23 protein-coding genes are annotated in these 22,081 nt (G+C 36.1%); 14 read left to right on the top strand and 9 right to left on the bottom strand.

What is annotated here, in order from left to right:
* Positions 1-17: 17 nt before the first annotated feature.
* From BMZ04_RS14835 to BMZ04_RS14825, 3 genes are all read right to left on the bottom strand, one after another.
* Positions 18-332: a hypothetical protein gene (locus BMZ04_RS14835; RefSeq protein ID WP_093272559.1), complete on the bottom strand. Its 315-nt coding sequence runs from the start codon at positions 330-332 to the stop codon at positions 18-20.
* The gene (locus BMZ04_RS14830; RefSeq protein WP_255367939.1) at positions 325-900 is read right to left on the bottom strand and encodes a hypothetical protein; all 576 of its coding nucleotides are present in this window, start codon (positions 898-900) and stop codon (positions 325-327) included. The genes BMZ04_RS14835 and BMZ04_RS14830 overlap by 8 nt, the downstream gene beginning before the upstream one ends.
* 91 nt (positions 901-991) lie before the next feature.
* Positions 992-1,756 carry a BMQ_0737 family morphogenetic spore coat protein gene (locus tag BMZ04_RS14825; protein ID WP_093272556.1) on the bottom strand — a complete coding sequence of 255 codons (765 nt, stop codon included), beginning with the start codon at positions 1,754-1,756 and terminating at the stop codon, positions 992-994.
* A 311-nt stretch (positions 1,757-2,067) separates the two neighbouring features.
* Between BMZ04_RS14825 and BMZ04_RS14820 the strand changes: the two genes are divergently transcribed.
* The 12 genes from BMZ04_RS14820 (at position 2,068) to BMZ04_RS14765 (ending at position 14,187) form a co-directional block, all read left to right on the top strand.
* A complete protein-coding gene (locus BMZ04_RS14820; protein WP_093272552.1) occupies positions 2,068-3,198 on the top strand; it encodes a hypothetical protein in 1,131 nt (376 codons plus the stop codon).
* Between the two features lie 125 nt (positions 3,199-3,323).
* A complete protein-coding gene (locus BMZ04_RS14815; protein ID WP_177184456.1) occupies positions 3,324-3,599 on the top strand; it encodes a M67 family metallopeptidase in 276 nt (91 codons plus the stop codon).
* 376 nt (positions 3,600-3,975) lie between these two features.
* Entirely contained in the window at positions 3,976-4,497 is a 522-nt protein-coding gene (locus BMZ04_RS14810; RefSeq protein WP_093272545.1) for a tubby C-terminal domain-like protein, read from the top strand.
* Between the two features lie 83 nt (positions 4,498-4,580).
* The gene (locus tag BMZ04_RS14805; protein ID WP_177184455.1) at positions 4,581-6,839 is read left to right on the top strand and encodes a sensor histidine kinase; all 2,259 of its coding nucleotides are present in this window, start codon (positions 4,581-4,583) and stop codon (positions 6,837-6,839) included.
* Between the two features lies 1 nt (position 6,840).
* Entirely contained in the window at positions 6,841-7,491 is a 651-nt protein-coding gene (locus BMZ04_RS14800; RefSeq protein WP_093272539.1) for a response regulator transcription factor, read from the top strand.
* Between the two features lie 38 nt (positions 7,492-7,529).
* Positions 7,530-8,408, top strand: a complete 879-nt coding sequence (locus BMZ04_RS14795; RefSeq protein WP_093272536.1) for a DMT family transporter — start codon at positions 7,530-7,532, stop codon at positions 8,406-8,408.
* Positions 8,409-8,462: 54 nt separating this feature from the next.
* Entirely contained in the window at positions 8,463-8,837 is a 375-nt protein-coding gene (locus BMZ04_RS14790) for a hypothetical protein (RefSeq protein ID WP_093272533.1), read from the top strand.
* Between the two features lie 844 nt (positions 8,838-9,681).
* The gene (locus tag BMZ04_RS14785; protein WP_093272531.1) at positions 9,682-10,410 is read left to right on the top strand and encodes an amino acid ABC transporter ATP-binding protein; all 729 of its coding nucleotides are present in this window, start codon (positions 9,682-9,684) and stop codon (positions 10,408-10,410) included.
* Positions 10,411-10,432: 22 nt separating this feature from the next.
* A complete protein-coding gene (locus BMZ04_RS14780; RefSeq protein ID WP_093272529.1) occupies positions 10,433-11,245 on the top strand; it encodes a transporter substrate-binding domain-containing protein in 813 nt (270 codons plus the stop codon).
* 89 nt (positions 11,246-11,334) lie between these two features.
* On the top strand, positions 11,335-11,988 hold the full coding sequence (locus tag BMZ04_RS14775) for an amino acid ABC transporter permease (protein ID WP_093272526.1): 654 nt from the start codon (positions 11,335-11,337) through the stop codon (positions 11,986-11,988).
* 12 nt (positions 11,989-12,000) lie between these two features.
* On the top strand, positions 12,001-12,651 hold the full coding sequence (locus tag BMZ04_RS14770) for an amino acid ABC transporter permease (protein WP_093272524.1): 651 nt from the start codon (positions 12,001-12,003) through the stop codon (positions 12,649-12,651).
* A gap of 150 nt (positions 12,652-12,801) precedes the next feature.
* Positions 12,802-14,187 carry an MATE family efflux transporter gene (locus BMZ04_RS14765; RefSeq protein WP_093272521.1) on the top strand — a complete coding sequence of 462 codons (1,386 nt, stop codon included), beginning with the start codon at positions 12,802-12,804 and terminating at the stop codon, positions 14,185-14,187.
* A 28-nt stretch (positions 14,188-14,215) separates the two neighbouring features.
* Here the strand turns inward: BMZ04_RS14765 and BMZ04_RS14760 are convergent, their stop codons facing one another.
* From BMZ04_RS14760 to BMZ04_RS14745, 4 genes are all read right to left on the bottom strand, one after another.
* Positions 14,216-15,397 carry an aminotransferase class I/II-fold pyridoxal phosphate-dependent enzyme gene (locus BMZ04_RS14760; RefSeq protein WP_093272519.1) on the bottom strand — a complete coding sequence of 394 codons (1,182 nt, stop codon included), beginning with the start codon at positions 15,395-15,397 and terminating at the stop codon, positions 14,216-14,218.
* Positions 15,398-15,656: 259 nt separating this feature from the next.
* Complete coding sequence (locus tag BMZ04_RS14755) at positions 15,657-17,372, bottom strand: GMC family oxidoreductase (RefSeq protein ID WP_093272515.1); 1,716 nt, start codon at positions 17,370-17,372, stop codon at positions 15,657-15,659.
* Between the two features lie 42 nt (positions 17,373-17,414).
* Positions 17,415-18,176, bottom strand: coding sequence for a gluconate 2-dehydrogenase subunit 3 family protein (locus BMZ04_RS14750; RefSeq protein ID WP_093272511.1), 762 nt, complete (start codon positions 18,174-18,176; stop codon positions 17,415-17,417).
* Between the two features lie 67 nt (positions 18,177-18,243).
* Positions 18,244-18,477 (bottom strand): hypothetical protein, encoded by a 234-nt coding sequence (locus BMZ04_RS14745; protein ID WP_143128309.1) that lies wholly within the window; start codon positions 18,475-18,477, stop codon positions 18,244-18,246.
* Positions 18,478-18,861: 384 nt separating this feature from the next.
* Here BMZ04_RS14745 and tatA point away from each other — a divergent pair, with 384 nt between their 5' ends.
* A complete protein-coding gene (gene tatA, locus BMZ04_RS14740; RefSeq protein ID WP_093272504.1) occupies positions 18,862-19,065 on the top strand; it encodes a twin-arginine translocase TatA/TatE family subunit in 204 nt (67 codons plus the stop codon).
* Between the two features lie 57 nt (positions 19,066-19,122).
* Here tatA and rbsK read toward each other — a convergent pair whose 3' ends face one another.
* Positions 19,123-20,016: a ribokinase gene (rbsK, locus tag BMZ04_RS14735; RefSeq protein ID WP_093272501.1), complete on the bottom strand. Its 894-nt coding sequence runs from the start codon at positions 20,014-20,016 to the stop codon at positions 19,123-19,125.
* Positions 20,017-20,073: 57 nt separating this feature from the next.
* Positions 20,074-21,024 (bottom strand): nucleoside hydrolase, encoded by a 951-nt coding sequence (locus BMZ04_RS14730; protein ID WP_093272499.1) that lies wholly within the window; start codon positions 21,022-21,024, stop codon positions 20,074-20,076.
* 204 nt (positions 21,025-21,228) lie between these two features.
* Here BMZ04_RS14730 and fabI point away from each other — a divergent pair, with 204 nt between their 5' ends.
* Positions 21,229-22,008 carry an enoyl-ACP reductase FabI gene (gene fabI, locus BMZ04_RS14725; RefSeq protein ID WP_093272496.1) on the top strand — a complete coding sequence of 260 codons (780 nt, stop codon included), beginning with the start codon at positions 21,229-21,231 and terminating at the stop codon, positions 22,006-22,008.
* The last annotated feature ends 73 nt before the right edge of the window (positions 22,009-22,081 follow it).

The raw sequence follows: 22,081 nt of genomic DNA, 5'->3' as shown, positions 1-22,081 counted from the left end.
TCCATAGAGAAGAAAAATTATAACTTTTCTTTTAGTAGAGTGATGACTTCTTCAAATTCCTGTTGGTTATCTACAATGATCCGGTCAAGTTCCTCCAATATTTTCACTTGAGAAAGCCTACTGTTATCTTCCACTACTTCTACATTCTTTCGATTAGTTTGGTTCCTCAACAAATAAGTAATGAGCCTATTCAATGTATTGTGTTCTAAAAAGATAAAACTATTGTCGTTTTCCTTCTTTTCTACTTTTAGCTCGTCCAGTTGTTCCTCTATCAATTGAGCTATTAGATTTTTTAATAATAATTCTTGTTCATTTCCATATTGATCACTCATTTTCATCCCCCTGTTTAAGGATAGTTCCGTTCAAACTGATAGGATTAACCACAGCTATTCCTTCTTCTATTTGGTCACTATATGTAAACCCCGTAATACTGCCTGCATAAGATTTTTCAGAAGACCATGTAATCTGGAAATTGGAAAACGACATGGTTTCATTAGGTTCGATGGATGATTTACCTAAAGGTTTAAGCCAAAATTCCTCTTTATTTGTTTTTTCATTTATGCGTTGCCACCCTCCTGGTCCCTTCAATGATTGTTTAAAATCTTCATAAACGTACTTCCCAGAAAGAGAAAAAGGCGATTCTTTCGAGATTTTGATGCATAGATAAGGATTGGTGATCGACTTATTCCCTATATTCATTATGTGGTAAGATCCTAGACACAAGCTTTCCTGTGTAGGATCATGGGAGATGTCCAATGAATAAGTAAAATAACTTATTATATTCAATTTGTCCGACTTATTGAGTTCGGCTACTAACTTTTTAATTTCTTCTAAGTATGATTTCGTTTGATGTTGTAGCTTTGCAATCATTACTTCTATATCATTCGTTTCGTAATTCACGACTTCGCACCCCTTTTATAAAAAAATGAAGAGAGAAATATCCTCTCTTCATAATATGTCTGGTGCCTACCTATTATCACCATTGCCAGAATTAAGGGAAAACAGTTGGGCATTGTTGAGGACGAGTTGGTGCAGGGCATTCAGTTGCTAATTCTTCTCTTGGTTCACAGAACTCCGCTAAGAATTCAACCGTTACAGGGAATGTTGATTGGATGCTTTGGCAACTTACGATGGAGATGGTTAGCTCATCGAAATCGATTTTGATTCCATGTCCTCCATCTGTTGAAGAACTTGAAGAACTTGAAGAACTTGAAGAACTTGAAGAACTTGAAGAACTTGAAGAAGTTGAAGAATGATGATGATGATGATGGTCATCAATATCAAACGTACACACGAAACAGTCTAAATCCGTGAAAGTAACTTCAATATCCGTTCCTTCAGGGGCACACATAGTGACAGTTTCACAACGAGAAATCCTTAGACGTGAATTAGTATTCCCATCTGAAGGTTTACTAGTCAATACCGTTCCGTTTCTTAAAATCACGCAAATTGTTACAATAAAATTCTTACGAATATGGAGCTGTTGAAGTGTAACAGGAGTTCCATCAATGACAAATGGTCGATCCTCACGATCTAATATTTCAACCGGTCTTCTTGGGTGAGGACTCACTTCACATTTAACGATTGCACCATGCAAATCCAGATGGTGGCCATGGTGTATTCCAGGAACATGATTAAACTCAATTTTACCCTTTAGTGATACATCAAATGATTTTTCTTTCACAATCCAGTCATAAACCTTATCGACATTTATACAAATTCGTTCTCGACTACCAATTAAATTATTCTCTTGCATATCTGCGAAAACCTCCAATATTTTTTTGCTTACACAAGTATCATATGGAGTTAGTGCTCAAGCGTATAGGTAAAGTGCTTATTAGGGCATTATTTAAATTGGCTGTTTTAATGATTTTTTGGCAAATGTATTTACATCTAAACCCTAGTGCATGTAATTATGCAGACATCTCATCACTGAAGCAAATATTCCTAGGGAAATGGTTTGATCAGATTTTCGCCCAAAACGGCTTTACACCTAGAGGTTAAAATTTGTCACGCAATGTAAACATCATTAATAGTATAGTCATATACCGCAAAGGGGTGAAAATGATGGAAGATTCTAAGCTATACTCCACTCAGGACATCGAAAAGCTTAAACAGAAAATCGCGATTTATAGAGACACTTTAAATTCATTGAGAGCTGGAAATTCAGTGGAAGTAAAAGATGAAACAGAAAACATTCAAAAAGAGGAGTATGGGGAACGTGTGAAAAATATTACTGTTCAGATTGAATCTATTAATCAAACTGTAGAGGTGTTGAGTCAAGATATTTCAGTAATTATGGATTTATTAAAATCTGATGAAGTCAACGATCTTATTGAAAGTATAAATACTCTAGTCGATTTACACGATTCGATAAATATCACCAATGAAAACGAGGAGAGCGAAATCGAAACAGAAATTAATCATACCGAGACAGTAGCTTCTCCGATACCAACACCGACTCTTCCACTATCTTACAAGCAGCTAAAGAATTTTTTCAATAATGCAAACGATATCCAAGAAATTACGGCTAGTCCAGAACCTGTAGTAAGCATAGGGATGGGGAACAATCAAGAAAAACAACGATCTATTGGTAGAAGAAGTTTCCCGTCAATAGGTGTTAATTCTACTCAGATAAGTAATGGTCAATATAGAAGTTTTCATACGAAGCCCGCGAACACTTTAAATAGAGTTGTAATGAAACAAGCAATACCATTAAAAGTAAATATAAATCCTTCTATTTCATTTACACCAAATGATTTCCAACCGGAGGAAAGTACAACTGTTATAGAATCTTTTGATATAGTGCAGGACGAAGCAGTGATTGAGGAGATAAAAGATGCAGGAGAGGTAATAGTAGAAGATATAGGTGAGATAATAGTAGGAGATACAGCTGAGATAATAGTAGGAGATGCAGGTGAGATGATAGTAGAAGATATAGGTGAGATAAGAGTAAAAGATGCAGATGAGGTAATAGTAGAAGATATAGATGAGATAAAAGTAAAAGATGCAGATGAGGTAATAGTAGAAGATATAGATGAGATAAAAGTAGAAGATGCAGATGAAGTAATATTAGAGGATATAGTGGAAATCGTAAATGAAATATCGGAAGAATCAATTGTAAAGGAACAATCAGAAAATAAAACGAAAAATAGAGACATTTTTTCATTCTTTAACTTTTTCTCGAAGAAAAGTTAAAGTGGAAATGAACCAAGTGATTATTACGGAATTTCTTTTAAAAGAAGTGCTGGACCATGCACGTAATCATCTTCCATATAATCGTGTGAGCTACTTGCTGGTACTGATGGAAAAGTAAATTCATTTTGTGGGTATTTGAAAATGAACTAAAATCGGATAGGTGTTTCTTTGTCTCTAAGACAGTAGTGGCAAAAACGCTTGCGCAAATTGCAGAGCGGAAAGAAAATGTAATAGCTATTTATCACTCACACCTAACTACTGCACCGATACCTTCTAGTTATGATATTATAAATCATCCAGATTCTGATATTAAAATGCTAATTGTCTCTTTTAAGTCAGAACCTCCAGAAGCAAAGTGCTACCACATTTTACACCCAGCGTATTATGAATGCTTTTTTTAATAGAAACATAATGTTAGCCCTCCCTTTACTTACTAATTTTAATATACTACACCATAGCGATGGAGGTGATTACATTGAAAAAAAATAAGGCGAGTATTCAATATATAAAGAAACCCTCTACGAACACAACCCAAAGCCCTACCGTAGTAACCACTAAATCAGATGGAAAAAAAGTAGTTAATAATGCTAAGCGTGGAGGGTGTTGCGGAAGATAGACTCCGCATCCACTGTAGGTAAGTTGAAAAAGGCATTGACATCGGAAAAGCTGGTACTGTATTTTATGGAAGACATATTAAATAGAGAAAACCTCCTTTAGTATTCACTATCTAAAGGAGGTTCTATTTGTGTTATTGTTAAAGAAAAAGGAGAACTAAACATGTACAAATATACATATACACAACCAACTTCCCTCGAAGCAACCCCAATGACTGTTGTTTATCATGAGGAAAGCATCACTGCGTATAGATTTCAAAGGCGTTATGCGAACGGGTTCACGAGATTGGTAGACAAGCTGATGGATTATCGTTATTTTTTACAATATGATGTATATGATCATGAAGACCAACTCGTGTTTACATGCAAGAAGGTATCGAGAAAAGGCAGGGTTTATTATGAAGCTTACGACAATTTACAGAAAGAAAAATATATGGTGGCTTACGATAAATGGAAAGAACTAATTCCAGATTTATTCATTTCAAATGGTAATTTGCAAATCAACATCCAGAAGGAAATGGAAGGCTGGTCAAGATTTATTTATAATGACAAAGAAATTGCAAGATGGAGAGCTGATTTAGAGGGAGAATTTTTAATCCAGTTGGAAATTGCAGAAGATTCACCAATTCAACATGCTGCATTCTTTATCGGTATTAGCCAGTGCGTATTGTTTATTGGAGGGTGACAATACAATAGGGGGAAGATGGTTGAGTCATGAGACATTTAGATAAAAAAATAATAATTCCTATAGTGACAATCCTTATATTCATGATTTATGCATCTTATATTACATTGCAATCGCCACTTGTTGCTTTTAGTGTTAAAAATGACAACGGCAATTGGATAGTCGATGAACTATATGATAACGGATGGGCATATAACCAAGATATAGAGACGGGCGATATTTTATTGAAGATAGATGGTGATTGCCCGGAACAGAACGATCAAATTATAAAAAAACAGCTAGTTAGAACAGCAGAAGATTTTACTTTTATAGGTAAAAACGGTGAAGAGAAAACCTTCTCTGTTTCTTACGTATCTGAAAATGAGCAGCTTTTCTCGCATTTACTCTTTCCGCTCGTCTATTTATTATTAACTATATACGTTGCAATCTATATATACAGGAAACAAAAGGAAGAACTTTCTGCGTTCATTTTAATCCAGTTTTTATTATGTGTTGCCTTAGCTTATGGGAGCGCAGGTGCTTCAAGTCGTGGAGATATAGTAGCTCGAATAGTAAATGGAGTAACGCTTGTAGGATGTCTTGTTCTTTATATTCAATTTTTAAGAATTTTCTTAGAAAGGTTTCAAATTACGTTTATCAGTCAATCTAACATACGTAATTTATACAGTCTTCCAATATTTGTTTTTATAGCAAACATCGTTACTTATTTAGTTCCAAAGTGGAAAGGTATTCATCTTATGTTGGAATTAGGGATATATAGCTTCTTGCTAATTCTTATTCTCATTTTATTTATCAAAAATTACTCTAAATATAAAGACAAACCTGGTAGCCAAGCTGTTAAGCTACTTGTATTCATCTTTGTTTTAGCTTCTTGTCCATTTACATTTTTGTATGCAATTCCGGCAGTACTTTTTTCTAAATCTATTATGAATGCCGAAATAGCCGTTATGTTTATAATTTTCATTCCAATTGGCTTTATCTATTTACAATTAGCGGAGAAGCTATTCGACATCGACTATATCTTGACTCGGTTTAAGTACTACACTGTTCTTGCTTTTCCATTCTCTATTATTATCTCTGGAATCATTGGTTTGTGTTTGAGAGAAAGTATATCCTACAAAGAAGCCCTCTTGATATTTACGATGCTTTTTGTCGGTAACATCCTCTTTTTGTATATGAAAGAAAGGATGGATTATAAAAATAGAAAGTATATGTTTTCAATTAAGGGTAATTTACAAACGAATATGTACACTTTTTTTCAAAAAACGAAAGATGAAAACAAAGTACAAATTGTTATCGATCGGATTTTAACAGAGATGGAAAACACGTTGAATGTAAAAAGTGCAACTTTTATAGAAATGCATCGGCAGGAATCTACAAAGGCTTGGAAAGTTTATTGTAGATCATCAGAAACTTTTATGGATCTATCAAAATTAGAAACAGTTGATTGGGAGTATGAATCAATCGGAGATATTTTCACTTTTTCAAGAGGTTTTGCTGTAGTTGTTGGTAGTGACATTAATGTTAAAAAAATTATTCTATGTGATGAGAAAAAAACAGGAACGAAGTTGAAAAATGATGAGAAAATATGGATTGAAATGATGGCTTACTTTGCAAATGTAGTCGTGGAAAATATGAGACTTATAGAAGGATTAGTGGAACAAATCGACGAACTAAAATTGCAAGAAACAAATGAGTATCCGAAATGGTTGTCGAGATTATTTTTTGCACTTTCAGAAAAAGAGCGAGCAAATTTATCCACTGATTTGCATGATTCTATATTACAAGAACAATTGCAGCTGTTAAGAGAAATGGATAGTATGTATAAAATGGTTGACGATCAAGCGATAAAAGATAAATTGAACGTGATGAAAGAACAGATGCTAGATAATGTGCACCTCATTAGAGAAACGTGTATGGAACTCCGACCTCCATTACTAAGTGAACAAGGGTTAAAGGAATCTTTACATAGATTGATCCGCCAAACTAAATTGCGTTGTAACTTTCTTCTTTATGTATCAATAGGTGAGAATATTAACCAAAGCAAGGAGGAAGAGCTTGTTTTCTATCGGATTTTCCAAGAGTTGCTTAATAATGCAATGAAACATTCCAACGCAAAAAAAGTAAGCATCGATTTTTATCAAATGGATCAGTCCATTGTCTTACAATATGAAGACGATGGGGTCGGGTTTGACCTAACCAATGAAGAATATCCATTTAGCTCCATGGGACTAGTAGGGATAAAAGAACGAATTAGAAGTATCGATGGTCAAATAGAAATAACTTCATCTAAAGGAAAAGGGACGAAAGTCAGAATTGAAGTGGAAACGGAGATGATGTGAAATGATCGAAGTGCTAATTGTGGACGATCATCCGTCTGTTAGTGAAGGAACAAAGGTTATTATAAACCAACAAAAAGATATGAATGTTACTGTACTGACTAACAGTCTAGAGGTTATGGAACACTTGGAGCAAACGACTTACCATGTATATTTAATCGATTTGTATATGCCGGAACTGAATGGTTTAGAACTGATGAAAATGATCAGAGAAAAAGATCCAGAGTCCATCATTCTCATTTATACTGGCTTTGACATAGATATTCATTACAATTTGTTAATGGAAGCGAAAGTTTCTGGTTTTTTAAGTAAAACAGCGACAGGGGATCAAATCATTACAGCTATTCGATGTGCACTAAGAGAAGAGGTCGTTCTTCCATTATGCTTACTCCGTCAGCTTAAAAGAATCGAGGTTCCTACCTGTGCACCTGAGGAAGAAACACCTTTAGTGAATATTCGTTTAACAGAAAAAGAGCAAGCAATTTTAAGAGAAATAGAAAAAGGCTATACGAATAAAATCATAGCTAGAAACTTAATAATGAGTCAGCGAACAGTTGAGCATCAGTTAACGAAAATTTTCTCCAAACTAGGCGTAGAATCAAGAATGGAAGCAGTACTTAAAGCACAGGAGCATCAGCTATTACCGATGGATTAAATCGATAAATCATAACTAGATGGGGAGGGGTGCACTTAATGAGCGGAGCGGCAATGTTCAAGATGACGCTATCAATGGCAATATTCGGTTCAATTGGATTTTTTACAGGAAAAACTGGTATACCAGCAGTAGAATTAGTTTTTGTACGATGTATTTGTGCTACGCTTTTTCTAGGCTTCTGTTGGTTCATTACCGGACAACACAAAGTGGAGGTTTGGAAGAAACATGAAGTGATTCAAACCCTCTTTTGTGGTATCTTTCTAGTGTTAAACTGGGTGTTTTTATTTAAAGCATTTGAAGAAATGTCCATTACGGTAGCTATCTCTATTTATAATTTGGCTCCTATATTTGTTTTAATATTAGGAAGTTTGTTCTTAAAAGAGAAGATGACACTTACATCCTTACTTGCCATTGTCGTTTGTTTTCTTGGAAGTATATTTATTATTGGTATTCAAAATTTCACTTCATTAACAAACTTCATGGGCTCGGGCTTTGTATGGGCTTTGTTGTCAGCACTGTGCTATGCGTTGACGATGTTACTTGGGAAAGGAATAAATGGTTTAAGCGCGTATGCGATGACGTTTGTACAAACGACAATTGGGATTTTAATATTATTTCCATTCATAAACCTTGATCTATTTAACGGCTTAAGTGGGTCAAATTGGCTCTACATATTAGGTACAGGCTTGATACATACGGGTTTTGTCTATTATTTATTTTTTGATAGCCTTCGAAAGCTAACAACTGTTGTCATATCGGCTTTAGTTTTTGTTGATCCAGTGGTTGCAATATTACTAGATACGATTCTTTTAGATTTTCGTCCCTCCATTTTACAATCTATCGGTATTCTATTAATTTTTGGTGGCATTATTTATACCTTGATCAAACCAGATGCAAATAAAGTGGTGGAAGTTTGAAAACGGGCGTAAAAAGGAATAATAGTTATACAACGATAAATAGGAGGAAAACAAATGGGAAAATTAACAATAAAAGAACAAGTATTACTTGCCTATTATATTAATAATTTTTTAGAGGAATCTGAACAAGCGATGATGGAATTGGAACATGTGTTGAGGGATAGCTTACAGGAAAATTACGTAAAAGCTGTAGAAGAGCTTCAAGAGGAAGGTTTAGTTGATAGTGCAAAAGAGGACGAAAAAGAACGCATAACGAATGAAGGGGTACTGTATATAGATAATATCCTACACATTCAGTCGGAATCAACTGATGGAAACAAATTAGCTCATGTGAAAGATAATCTTCTAATCTACGAAATAGCATTTACAGTGGAAAACTTGAAAGAATATATCTATAAGAATGTAGGAATAACTAATGAGAATAACTAAATAGTACCTATTAACGTTTGATTAGAAGGTCTATTCAAACGTTTTTTTATTTTTCGAGAGAATATAAGATCTATTGTGTATAGATATCTTTCTCCAAACAACAACATAGGGTATGTTACTTTTTATATAGGAATAATGCGTAACAACTACTTATATAGTGACCGCAAGCGCTAGTCGCAGTCATGAGACCCGACGCGCTACGCCAAAGTATCGGCTTTATTTTTATGGAGAAGATTGTCCAATGAATGAGCCAATTGCACAATGATTATAAAATCGAATTAGAAAATGCCCTCTCATGGCAAGTGTAGCTTTTGCTAGGAGAAAGTTTGTCGTGTTCAGCGGTCAGTTTGTCACTTTCGAGATGGGCTTTGTCGTGTTCGAAGGTTAGTTTGTCGCGTTCACAGTGTATTTTGTCTCGCTCAACCATTTACTGGATTTCGCGCAGCAATGATTAGTCAGCAAGTTCCATTGATTGAAGCGCAAGGTGGCAACTCCAGCGGAGGCCAAGAGGATGTTGGTCACGAAGGCGTTGCCACACGATGTGACGTACTTAGCTTTCTTTCCTCTGTCTCAACAGAGGAAAGCGTCCGCCTGGAGCGGAAATCTTAGCGGTTACTTTATAGGGTACCTTGAGTGCACAATAATCCTAAATTGCTCCAACTATCCTTTATGAGGATAGTTTTTTTGAGCAAAAACACATTGACGACAATGGCTAGTGCACATTATTAATAGGCTAATATTAAAATAGGTAGACTTTCCAATATGATACATATATAATAATATTATTATTCAGAAAAGGGTAAATATTTATTTAAAGGTTTGATGGGTTAGAAAGGAGAATAACATGATTGCTTTTGAGCAAGTTAACAAGTTTTATGGGGATTTTCATGTTTTAAAAGATATTAATCTTACAATTCAAGATGGAGAGGTTGTAGTAGTAATTGGACCATCCGGATCTGGCAAAAGTACGTTGTTAAGATGTATCAACGGACTTGAAACAACTTCAGATGGAGTCCTAAAAGTGAAGAATATTCAAGTGAACGAAAAGAAAACGGATATTAATAAACTTCGACGTAACATCGGAATGGTTTTCCAACACTTCAATTTATATCCTCACAAAACAGTTCTGGAGAATATTACACTTGCCCCTATAAATGTACTAAAACAATCAGCAGAAGAAGCAAAAAAAACTGCGATGTATTACTTAGAAAAGGTAGGGATTCCCGATAAAGCTTCTTCTTTTCCTTCCCAATTATCAGGAGGGCAACAGCAGCGTGTAGCTATAGCTAGGGGACTTGCGATGAAACCTGAAATCATGCTTTTTGATGAGCCGACATCCGCGCTTGATCCAGAAATGGTTGGCGAAGTATTAGACGTGATGAAAGCGCTCGCAAAAGAAGGAATGACAATGGTCGTCGTGACACATGAAATGGGATTTGCGAAAGAAGTAGGGGATCGAATTGTTTTTATGGATCAAGGGAGAATTTTAGAAGAGGAAATGCCGGTAGAGTTTTTCGAAAACCCGAAGGAAGAGCGGGCGAAAGTATTTCTCAGCCGTATTTTAAATCACTAATTAATTAAAAGGGGATGTAGGAATGTTTAAGACAAAGAAAATGTTTAGATTAGTAGTAATAGCACTAATGGCGGTATTGTTTTTAGCTGCCTGTGGTTCAAGTGATGAAGGAACAAGTGGAGAGTCCAGTGGAGATAACGGTCTAGCAACAATCAAAGATCGAGACAAAATTGTCTTCGGGGTAAAATATGATACGAAATTATTTGGTCTAAAAAACCCAACTTCAGGTGAAGTAGAAGGGTTCGATATCGATGTTGCAAAGCGGTTAGCAAAAGAAATTCTTGGAGATGAAACCAAAGTAGAATTTGTAGAAGTAACTTCCAAAACAAGAATTCCACTATTGAACAAAGGCGACATCGATGCAATCATTGCAACGATGACGATAACAGAAGATCGTAAAAAAGAAGTGGACTTTACAGATGTTTATTTTGAAGCAGGTCAATCTCTACTTGTTAAAAAAGGAAGTCCAGTCCAAAGTATTGAGGATTTAACAAAAGATACAACGGTACTTGCTGTAAAAGGATCTACATCTACGGATAATATCCGCGCAGCTGCTCCAGATGCACCAGTTTTAGAATTCGAAAACTATGCGGAAGCATTTACGGCACTAAAAGCTGGTAAAGGTGAGGCTTTAACAACAGATAACTCCATTCTTTTAGGGATGGCTTCTGAGGATGATTCTTTCGAATTAGTTGGAGGAACATTTACAGATGAGCCTTATGGAATTGCTGTTAAAAAAGGAAATACTGAGTTTCTAGATGCACTTAACCAATCGCTTGAGACATTACGTTCAAATGGAGAATTTGACAAAGTTTATGACAATTGGTTTGAATAAATAACAGATTATATGTAAGTAGCTAAATGTTTCGTCATTCAGGGTGAGCAATATTGTTCATCCTGATTATGTTAAGTGAGGTGAGCGAGATGTTAGATTTCTCTATTCTAGTCAATTATTTTGATATGTTTTTGGATGGGTTTAAAGTTACTATTATTGCAAGTTTAATTGCACTAGTAGCGAGTTTTTTTATTGGTGCCATTATTGCTGTTATGAGAATTACCTCGATTTTACCACTTCGATGGTTTGGAACCGCATATGTAGAGTTCTTCCGTAATATTCCATTAGTTGTTATTGCCTTTTTCTTCTACGTTGGAACTCCTGCTCTCGGTTTAGAATTTTCCGGATTGACAGCGGGAACAATAGCATTAGCTATCTATACCTCTGCATTCATTGCAGAAGCGATTCGATCTGGTATTTTATCGGTTCCAAAAGGACAAATGGAGGCTGGCAGGTCGTCGGGCTTAAGCTATATTCAAACAATGAGAATGATCATATTGCCGCAAGCCATTAAAATTGTAATTCCTCCAATTGGCAATCAATTTATCAACTTAGTAAAAAATTCATCTATATTGGCGCTTATAGCAGGAACAGATTTGATGTATCAAGCTGATCTTATCTCTGCTAAAACGTATGTAGTATTTGATGTATACATATTTGTTGCATTATTTTATCTAGTACTTACAATTCCATTAAGTACGGGCGTAGGATACCTTGAAAAACGTCTTGCTAAAAGCTATTAAGGAGGTGTCATGATGGATTTTTCGGGCGCATTTACTTCTGATAATTTACTGTTTTTATTGGAAGGTTTTTATGTAACTTTGAAAGTAGCGTTTATTTCTATTGTATTTAGTTTTATTATTGGTGGGTTAGTGGGAACTTTGCGTTTTGCTAAAATTCCTTTGTTATCAAAAGTACTAGCAGTAATCGTAGAATTAGTAAGGAACTTGCCACTTTTGTTAATCATATTGTTTACATATTTTGCACTTCCCGAACTAGGTATTAATTTAAGTATTACTGTTTCAGCCATTGTGGCGCTAACTATTTTTGAGTCCGCAATGTTAGCGGAAATTGTTCGTGGTGGATTAAATTCAATTCCCAAAGGTCAAATGGAAGCTGCACGATCATCAGGTTTATCTTATGTGCAAGCGTTAAGACTCATTATTTTGCCACAAGCGCTCCGCAGAATGGTACCAAATCTTGTTAGTCAATTTATATCACTACTTAAAGATACATCACTTGCAGTTGTTATAGCGCTTCCGGAATTACTGCATAATGCAAAAATTATTCAGGCTCAACATCCAAGTTATGTAATTCCGATTTTCCTTATAATTTCACTTATGTACTTTGTTGTGAATTACGCATTATCTTTAGTAGCGAAAAGACTAGAGCTAAAACATGCATAAATGGCGACCAAAGAGATACACTTCTAAAAATGAAGTGTATCTCTTTATTGTTTATAGTGAAACGCTTACAAAATCTTAACTGGCGCTAGACTCGTAGTATATGGTAAGATTCATCTTATGAAAAAATGAACAGGTAAAGAAGGAATTTAAATGGCAGTTCGAAAAAAGAAAGAACTAGGGGAAAAGTTAAGTCTATTTCACTTAACTTGGCCAATTTTTTTAGAAGTGTTTTTGTTTATGTTAATGGGGATTGCCGATACATTTATGTTAAGTAGCCTATCAGATGATGCGGTGTCAGGCGTCGGGGCGGCGAATCAGTACATTCATATTGCGATATTAATATTGGAAGTAGTAGGTAATGGCGCAGCAATCGTTGTTTCTCAGTATTTAGGTTCAAAGCGATTTCTGGAAGCCTCCAAAATTTCTGGTTTGGCGGTAACGTTGAATTTAGGAGTTGGAATTGTTTTAAGTATCGGGTTTTTACTATTTTCGAAAAGTATGATGACGGCGATGAACTTGCAAGGAGAGGTACTTGTTCATGCACATCAATATTTGTCCATTGTCGGTGGAGCCATTTTCCTTCAGGCGGTGATCAATGCATTGGCTGCAGTTATTCGTGTACATGGTTATACGAAACAGACGATGCTAGTATCACTAGGGATGAATATCATACATGTAGTAGGAAACTATTTATTGATCTTTGGGAAATTTGGATTTCCAGAGTTAGGTGTGCAGGGGGCAGCTATTTCTTCTGTTCTAAGTAGGTTGGTTGCATTACTTGTTTTCTTCTGGTTGTTGTATCAAGTAATGGAATACCGTGTGAAAGTACGGTATTACTTCACAATTTCCAAAGAGTATATTAGTAAGATTTTACAAATCGGTTTGCCATCTGCCTTTGAACAGATTTTGTATCAAGGATGCCAAATTGTATTCCTTTATTATGTAACGTATTTAGGAGCGGAGTCCTTAGCAGCAAGGCAATATGCGGTGAATATATCGATGTTCACATATTTGTTTGCAATTGCAATTGGAATGGGGACAGCGATCATTGTCGGGAGATTAGTAGGTGCAAATGAAAAAGATGAGGCGTATAAGTCAGTCTGGACAAGTGTGAAATGGGCATTATTGTTTACGCTAGTTATGGTATCGATTGTTATGATATTCCGAGTTCCGCTGATGAGCCTATTTACTAATAACGAACAAGTTATTCAAATCGGTGCATCTGTATTAATCTTAAGCATTTTACTGGAGACTGGTCGTACGATGAATATAGTTATTATCAATTCATTGCGAGCAGCTGGAGATGCAAAATTTCCAGTAGCTATGGGTGCGTTATCTATGGTTATGATGAGTTTGCCATTAGGTTACTTTTTAGTTTTTGTCTTGGATTTAGGTCTTCCAGGTATTTGGTTAGCAATAACTGCAGACGAATGGACAAGAGCGATTATTATGTATTTTAGATGGAAAAGTAGAAGGTGGGAGAAGTTTGCCCTTATACGACCTGTTGAAGAAAAAGAAAGACCAAGTGAAAGCTAAGTATTGCTTTCCTTGGTCTTTTTTTAGATTATACAGTGGCGCAAGTCTCCAGGTTTAAACTTTTCAACTGCGAAACAGCATTTTTTAACGTTGCAACGTCTTGTACAAGTGCGACTCGAACGTAACCGGCACCTGCTGATCCGAAAACTGTACCAGGCACCATTACAACTCCGGTTTGTTTAATAACTTCAAAAGCAAATTCTTTATCATCCATGTCATACGGATATTTAGCCCATACGAACATACCACCACTAGAAGGAGCTACAGTCCAACCAAGATCTACTAAACCTTGCATCAATACCTTGTGACGTTCTGCAAAGGTTTTGCGTAATCGATCGGTAATTTCCTCTGCATGATTTAATGCAGTAATTCCTGCCTCTTGGATGGGGCCGAAAATACCAAAGTCTAAGTTAGATTTCAATTGCTTCATAATACTAATCATTTCCGCATTCCCAACGAGATAAGCGATGCGAGTTCCAGCTAAGCTAAAGCTTTTCGATAATGAATTAATCTCCATTCCGACTTCCATTGCTCCAGGCGTTGTTAAGAAACTACTTGGCGCATCGCCAGTAAAATAATACTCGGAATAGGCAGCGTCGTGAAGAATAATGACATTGTATTTGTTTGCAAAAGCCACTGCTTTTTCAAAGAATGCCTCATCTGGCATTGCTGGAACAGGATTTCCCGGAAGGTTCAATATCATTAGTTTCGCTTTATAGGCGATTTCTTCTGGAATTGCGTCTAAATCGGGTAAAAAGTTGTTCTCTTCTATTAAGTTCATATAGTAAGGAACTGCTCCCGCTAGTTTTATGCCAGCATCATAAGCAACATATCCAGGATTAGTTGTTAACACAATATCATCCTCGTTGCAAAATGCGATTGGAAGATGAACAAGTCCTTCTTGGGACCCCATCGTTTGCAAAACTTCGGTTTGTGGATTTAGTGTAACGTTTACCCGTCTTTTATAATAATCCGCCACCGCTTCGTTAAAACGTTGTGTTCCACTAAGCATGTAGCCATATGAAGTTGCTGAGAAACTTTGTTCAGATAGAACCTTTCTTATTTTTTCATCCGGAGGTAAATCCGGACTACCTAGACTTAAATCATATATTTCATAACCAGCTGCTTGTTTTGCCGCGGCGGCCGCTTTTAAATCACCGAAAATAGCAGGTTCAAATATGGACATTTTTCTAGATGGTTCGATATTCAATTAAAAGCACTCCTCGCGTAAGAAAATAATTTTATCATTCATTTTATCACAAGTTACAAATAGATTGTGAAAAAGTTGAATGTAAATACTACCTATTTAGACTATTTCGTTATTAAAGTTTATAAAGAATTCATATTTTGGATAAATTTAAAAAACTACTAGCACTCTCAAGTGAGAGAACTAGTAGTTTTTAGTTGTTGGCTAATTCTATGAAAAGATGTTTATTGTTTTAATCAATTACGCCTCTTGCTGAGTTAAATTAAATAAGTGATCCGCCTTTTTCCAAATACTTAAGAATGCCTTCAGCTGCACGGTAAGATAATGCACCTACTGTACCTGTTGGGTTGTATCCAGCATTTTGTGGGAAAGAAGATGCCCCTACAACAAATAGGTTTTCTACATCCCACATTTGTGAGTAGTTGTTGACTGCAGATGTCTCAGGATCAGCGCCCATTATTACACCACCAGTATTATGAGTGGATTGATATTCAGCCACATTGTAAGGCCCAAGATCTCCACTTATATCAACATGATCCGCACCCATTTCTTTAAGGATTGCTCCACACTTCTCAGCCATAAACTTCGTCAATTGACGGTCTTGTTCTTCGAAGTCAAATGTGATTCGTGCTAATGGGTCACCGAAATCATCCGTATACGTAGGGTCAAGGTCGATAAAGTGTTGTCTATATGCCATTGATGCACCTTCACCCTTAACAGATAGATAAGCATTTGAATATTTGATAGATGCATCTTTAAATTCTGCTCCCCAAGAAGGCGTACCAGATGGAACTGAGTTATTCGCAATCGGACGTAAACCTGTTTGTCCAAGGATGATCATCCCGCCGTGGATAAAGTCTAAATCAGAGTGATCGAAGTTATCCCCGTTGAAATCATCGATAATCATACCTAACCCACCAGAACCTGCGAAGTTATTGAATTTTTTATTATCAAAGTAACCTGTAGCTGCTCCTTTACGGATTTGGTATGCATAGTTTTTACCGATTACACCTTTACCTGTAGTTGGATCGTATGGTCTACCGATTCCAGATAATAATAGTAGACGAACATTTGTAAATACATAACCTGTTGATACAACAACGTCTGCTGGCTGTTCGAACTCTTCTCCTGTTTCTAGGTCAATATATAATACACCCGTAGCTTTTGTTCCATCGTAAAGAATACGGCGCACTTCAGCATTTGTTCGCACTTCGAAATTCCCTGTTTCATTTGCTACTGGAAGTACTGTTACGAGCGGATCGGCTTTTGCACCATATTCACATCCGAAACGTTCACAGAATCCACAATATTGACAAGCTACACGAGAGATGCCATCTGGATTTGTATAGTTTTCAGAAAGATTCGCAGATGGTTGTACATATGGGTGATAACCTAAGTTTTTTGTTGCTTCTGTAAATAACTCCATTGCTACTGTTTTTTTCTGTGGACCCGTTGGATATGGATTTGAACGGGGCCCACCTAATGGATTGTCTTCACCTGAAATCCCAGCCATTTTTTCCCACATATCATAATAAGGTTCGATTTCATCATACGTAATTCCCCAGTCTTGAATTGTCATATCTGCTGGGATTTTATCTTCACCGTATTTTTCAATTGTTTTAGAGCGCATTTCAAAATCGTACGGAAGAAAACGGAAGTTTTGACCATTCCAGTGTGTTCCTGAACCACCAAGACCAACACCTAGTAAAAACGATCCATATTCACGCATTGGAAGTGCGCGCATACCTTCATTGTTACGGAATGTAATCGTTTCTTTTGAAAGGTTTTGCATCATACCATGGCGAATGCCAAATCGAAGTTCATCATGCATCATGAAATAATCTTCCAGTTTTCTTCCCTTACCTCTTTCTAGTCCAACTACTTTTTTGCCTTGTTTCGTTAGTTCAGAAGCGATAATACCTCCGCCCCAACCAACCCCGATAATTACAACGTCTGTTTTTGGTAGTACTGTTGCCATTTTAAAATTCCCCCTCATTACTCTTTCCATTTAAATTACGAATTAGTGCTTATGCTGTGAATTTAATGCAAGTGGTTCAATTACAGTAAATTCTTTGTCGATGATATCTAAAAAAGTCATTTGGTGACCTGGGAAGTTTTTCATTTTCCAGCCTTCCATACCATTGTTTCCTCCGTACAATGGATCAGCATAGGCTCCTTCTATTGTTCCTGCACGTAAAATACCAAAGAATATTTTGGATGTAGTTCCTTTGAGTGGAACTTTATCATCCGCAAAATCAGTTAACACAGCGTCTTGTTCTTCTTCCGTTAACTCAGTAAATTTCTTATTATACGTGCTTACACTATGATCTTGTAATCCTTTTAAACCGATATTAAAGATTTCTTGTCTGTTTAAGCGACCTTGGTATCCTTGTGTTGGCTCACCTGGGAAGAATGGACCTTTCGTATATTCGTTTGAACGAAGTCCCCATGTACCAGCAAGTTGATGGTCGATATAATAAGCAACCAACAAATCTTTTGCACCTGGTCCGTTCGCATCTGCTGGGAAAATTCTTTCCGCCGCCGCTACAGTAACAGCTAGTTGCTCAGGTGTAAAGTACATTAATGCAACGTTAGCATTCGAAGCAGTTGCTTCTGAGTGAACATGCGTTTCGGTAGTTGTCGTTTTTTCTTCTTTCGACAAAAGACTACCTAATGCACCCCCTATAACAACTCCACCAACTGTTAATCCTGAATTTTTAATAAATGTCCGTCTAGAAGAGCGTTTTTCTAGAATAGGTTCATTTTTGTTCTTATCTGACATAATAAAACCTCCAATGTGAAATAAATAGAATGTTCCGTTAATAATTTAACTAGGTAAACATTTGCTTTTAATGGAAAATAGCTTGCCAGTTATAGATTACTGAAAATACCGCAGTAAAAACTAATAAAGTAGCAATAAAATATGTATATTTTTTACCTGTCCAGCAAAGAACAATAATACCTAGACCAATACCTGCTCCTAATAATGCAAACCATGGGAATACGTATGCATTATGTTGGAAAAAAAGAAACAGGGCAAAATCTGCAACGATAAATAAAGCGAAAAGAACTTGATTTAACATCTTAAGTTCTTCTAAATTGTATTGAGACAAATGAACTCACCTCTCTTAATCTTAATAATAAATATTATTAATTGCTATTTATTATTATAAAGTAGGAATACAAAACAACTCTATCTATTCTACTACAATTTTTCAGACTTTGGTCATGTTTTTGTCGAATTTTAAAAATGTTATAATTCTGAAAATAAAACACTAGAGTTTACACTGTAAAAAGGATATAAGTGGAGGTGTATAATCATTTTATAACTTACCCCATCTATGTATTTACAAATTTCGACAAAGGGGTATAATATGTAATGGAAACAAAACAATCAAAATAACAATAACAACTATTACTTTTATGTCACATGATTTATTTATAGATAATTATGAGGAGGAAACACTATGCCAAATATCGGCGTACCAGGTTTAATTATTATTTTAATTATTGCTTTAATTGTTTTTGGACCAAAAAAATTACCTCAATTAGGTAGAGCAGTTGGACAAACTTTAAAAGAATTCAAAAATTCTACGAAAGATATAGTGGATGATGTAGCAGAAGAATTCAAATTAGAAGATAACGAAGCAGATACTAAAAAGAAAATCTAATACGAAAAGCCAACTATTTCGAGAAAATAGTTGGCTTTTATATATTTATTTATTTATTTATTTATTTATTTGAAAAGATGAGGGAATAGTTGGTTGTGCCCCCAATTGAGTAACAGCGTATCCAGCTACTTTCGATGCATATAAAATGCTTTCTCGTAAAGAGTTTCCATGACCTAAAGCTACTGCTAAAGCGCCATTAAATGCATCGCCAGCTCCAGTAGTATCTTTTACGTTCACAGGATTTGCCTGGACTAGACCATGTTCTTGATTATTCATATAATAGGATCCCTTTTCACCTAAAGTAACTACTACAGCCCCTACACCTTTTTGGAGAAGGAAGTTGCAAGCATGGTAAAGATCTTCTTCAGTTTCTGTTTTCATACCAGTTAGTATCGCTAATTCGGTTTCGTTAGGTGTTAATATGGAAACTTTTCTTAGTAAAGAATCACTTATTGGTTGAGCAGGTGCTGGATTTAATATAATTTGTACACCGTTCTGTGTAGCAATATTTGCTGCTGTTTCGACTGCTGGCATTGGGATCTCTAATTGTAAGAGAAGGGCATCGCTGGATGCAATTGTATTTTTATTTGCTTCTATTTGATCGGTTGTGACAAGAAAGTTTGCTCCTGGAAAAAGAATAATCGAGTTTTCACCTGAATCTGCCAATTGAATAATTGCTTGTCCTGTTATACCAACTTTTTGTACTGCGGCAGTATTTACCCCTTTGTCTTGTAAATTTTGTTTTACTTGTTCCCCAAAATCATCTGCCCCAACATTACCAATAAAGTGGACGTTTGCTCCTACTTGACTAGCGGTTACTGCTTGATTTGCTCCTTTACCGCCGAAAAACAACTCATGTTTTGTGCTATGCAATGTTTCACCAACTGTTACGATATGTGGAACTAGATAAACAAGGTCTATATTGGTACTTCCTACGACTGTGATGTTCATGTTTTGTTCTATTCCTTTCGATTACATTGAGCTAAAATTCGCTAGTTACCAACCAATTTAAACGCTCATTTTTTTTACGGCATCAAAAAATTGTTCCACGAACTTTTCTCTGTTAATCGTGTGTAATACTTGCGCGTTATGCGGAAGACCAGTTTGTTGTGCATAGTCTACAACCGTAGTTCCAGCTGTTAGTTTACCTTCTAATTCAACTGCAACGTAGCAGTCATCCCCTTCAAACAGCTCAGGGGTTAATACATAAGACACTGCACATAAATCATGTAAATGTATTTGGTTTTCAAAATTAGGAGCGTGAAATGCAGTTTGCTTAGCTGAATGTATGTAAAAGCGAAGCATTTGACTAACTTTGGAAGCAAAGTCAGAGCCTATTGCTTCAATTTCATTTATCTCTTCCAATGTAACATATGCTTTATGCGTAACATCCAGCCCGCTCATGACAATAGGTATGCCTGAACGAAACACGATATCTGCTGCGTGTGGATCGACATATACGTTAAATTCTGCAGTAGGAGACATATTTCCTCCAACCGCAGCCCCGCCCATATAAGAGATATATTTAATTTTCGACTTTACCTCTGGATGCGCGAGTAGTAGGGCCCCGACGTTTGTAAGGGGACCAGTTGCGATAAGTATTATTTGTTCATCACTAGATAACAGTGTTTCTTTCATGGCTTCAATTGCTGGGCGATTACTTACTTGAAGAGTTGGTTCTGGAAACTGGACATTCCCAAGTCCATTTTCGCCATGCACTTTATCCGCAATTTCAAGTTTGCGGAAAAACGGTTTATCTAGGCCTCTAGCAATTTCTATATTTTTTTTCATGTAACTCGTAAATGTGAGTGCATTGTGGATTGTTTTTTCTTGTGTTTGGTTGCCTGGCTCAGTTGTGATTAGTTTAATATCTAATTCTGGATGTGCAAAAGCAAGTGTTAACGCCATTACGTCATCTATTCCTGGATCACAATCGATAATTACTGGTATTCTCCTCATTTATATACACCTCATGCTAGTTTTTATTCAATACGTTAAATGTATTATTTTCTACTACACGTTATGGTAAACAATATTATTTGTCAAATGAATTTCTAAGCAAAATAAAGCAGTAGATAGTACAAGAAAAATAATTATGGTATGATAAACTTAGTAACTAGTACTAATAACAGGTGAAATAAAACTTATTCTATGGAGGTTCATATGAAAGATTTAATTCAATTAAAAGATAAGAATATTGTCGTTATGGGAGTAGCAAATGAACGAAGTCTTGCATGGGGAGTAGCGAAGTCTCTATTTGATGTTGGGGCAAATGTTATTTTCACGTATCGTAAAGAACGTTCGTTAGGAAAACTTGAAAAAGCATTAACAGACAATAACTTAGAAGCAAAGTTAGTCGTAGAATGTGATGTTAATAGCGATGATAGCATTAAAGCAGCTTTTGAAAAAATCGGAAACGAAGTAGGGGTAATTCACGGGGTAGTCCATTCCGTGGCATTTGCACATGCGGAAGACTTGAAAAACGATTTCCTTCAAACGACTAGAGATGGTTATGCATTTGCACAAGATACAAGTGCTTATTCACTAATTGCAGCAGCTCGTGAAGCAACACCATTTATGACAGAAGGCGGCTCTATTGTGACGATGACATATTTAGGAGCAGAACGCGTATTAGAAGGCTATAACGTAATGGGAATTGCGAAAGCATCATTAGAGGCTTCTGTTAAATATTTGGCACTTGATCTAGGGAAACATAATATTCGTGTGAATGCAGTATCGGCGGGAGCAGTGCGTACATTGGCTGCGAAAGGAATTTCTTCATTCAATACTATTTTGCATAAAATTGAAGAAACTGCGCCATTAAAACGAAATGTAACAGCAGATGAAGTTGGCGATATGACAGTTGGGCTTCTAGGCAATTTATCTAGAGGTGTAACTGGAGAAATCGTTTACGTGGACTCTGGCTATAATATTATGGGGTAACCTTGAAAGAAGAGGGGGAGGACGGCTTGACCTGACTCCAATGAGCCTATGCTGAAAAAGGGTTGTCATTTGC

This window comes from Psychrobacillus sp. OK032 (assembly GCF_900111345.1).
Taxonomy (GTDB): Bacteria; Bacillota; Bacilli; order Bacillales_A; family Planococcaceae; genus Psychrobacillus.
This window is presented reverse-complemented; position numbering and strand designations above follow the sequence as displayed.

Bases quoted from the DNA above. Each gene is read 5' to 3' on its own strand.
- BMZ04_RS14835 (WP_093272559.1), bottom strand. From the start codon at position 332: ATGAGTGATCAATATGGAAATGAACAAGAATTATTATTAAAAAATCTA.
- BMZ04_RS14825 (WP_093272556.1), bottom strand. From the start codon at position 1,756: ATGCAAGAGAATAATTTAATTGGTAGTCGAGAACGAATTTGTATAAAT.
- BMZ04_RS14820 (WP_093272552.1), top strand. From the start codon at position 2,068: ATGGAAGATTCTAAGCTATACTCCACTCAGGACATCGAAAAGCTTAAA.
- BMZ04_RS14810 (WP_093272545.1), top strand. From the start codon at position 3,976: ATGTACAAATATACATATACACAACCAACTTCCCTCGAAGCAACCCCA.
- BMZ04_RS14805 (WP_177184455.1), top strand. From the start codon at position 4,581: ATGATTTATGCATCTTATATTACATTGCAATCGCCACTTGTTGCTTTT.
- BMZ04_RS14800 (WP_093272539.1), top strand. From the start codon at position 6,841: ATGATCGAAGTGCTAATTGTGGACGATCATCCGTCTGTTAGTGAAGGA.
- BMZ04_RS14795 (WP_093272536.1), top strand. From the start codon at position 7,530: ATGAGCGGAGCGGCAATGTTCAAGATGACGCTATCAATGGCAATATTC.
- BMZ04_RS14790 (WP_093272533.1), top strand. From the start codon at position 8,463: ATGGGAAAATTAACAATAAAAGAACAAGTATTACTTGCCTATTATATT.
- BMZ04_RS14785 (WP_093272531.1), top strand. From the start codon at position 9,682: ATGATTGCTTTTGAGCAAGTTAACAAGTTTTATGGGGATTTTCATGTT.
- BMZ04_RS14780 (WP_093272529.1), top strand. From the start codon at position 10,433: ATGTTTAAGACAAAGAAAATGTTTAGATTAGTAGTAATAGCACTAATG.
- BMZ04_RS14775 (WP_093272526.1), top strand. From the start codon at position 11,335: ATGTTAGATTTCTCTATTCTAGTCAATTATTTTGATATGTTTTTGGAT.
- BMZ04_RS14770 (WP_093272524.1), top strand. From the start codon at position 12,001: ATGGATTTTTCGGGCGCATTTACTTCTGATAATTTACTGTTTTTATTG.
- BMZ04_RS14765 (WP_093272521.1), top strand. From the start codon at position 12,802: ATGGCAGTTCGAAAAAAGAAAGAACTAGGGGAAAAGTTAAGTCTATTT.
- BMZ04_RS14755 (WP_093272515.1), bottom strand. From the start codon at position 17,372: ATGGCAACAGTACTACCAAAAACAGACGTTGTAATTATCGGGGTTGGT.
- BMZ04_RS14750 (WP_093272511.1), bottom strand. From the start codon at position 18,176: ATGTCAGATAAGAACAAAAATGAACCTATTCTAGAAAAACGCTCTTCT.
- BMZ04_RS14745 (WP_143128309.1), bottom strand. From the start codon at position 18,477: ATGTTAAATCAAGTTCTTTTCGCTTTATTTATCGTTGCAGATTTTGCC.
- tatA (WP_093272504.1), top strand. From the start codon at position 18,862: ATGCCAAATATCGGCGTACCAGGTTTAATTATTATTTTAATTATTGCT.
- rbsK (WP_093272501.1), bottom strand. From the start codon at position 20,016: ATGAACATCACAGTCGTAGGAAGTACCAATATAGACCTTGTTTATCTA.
- BMZ04_RS14730 (WP_093272499.1), bottom strand. From the start codon at position 21,024: ATGAGGAGAATACCAGTAATTATCGATTGTGATCCAGGAATAGATGAC.
- fabI (WP_093272496.1), top strand. From the start codon at position 21,229: ATGAAAGATTTAATTCAATTAAAAGATAAGAATATTGTCGTTATGGGA.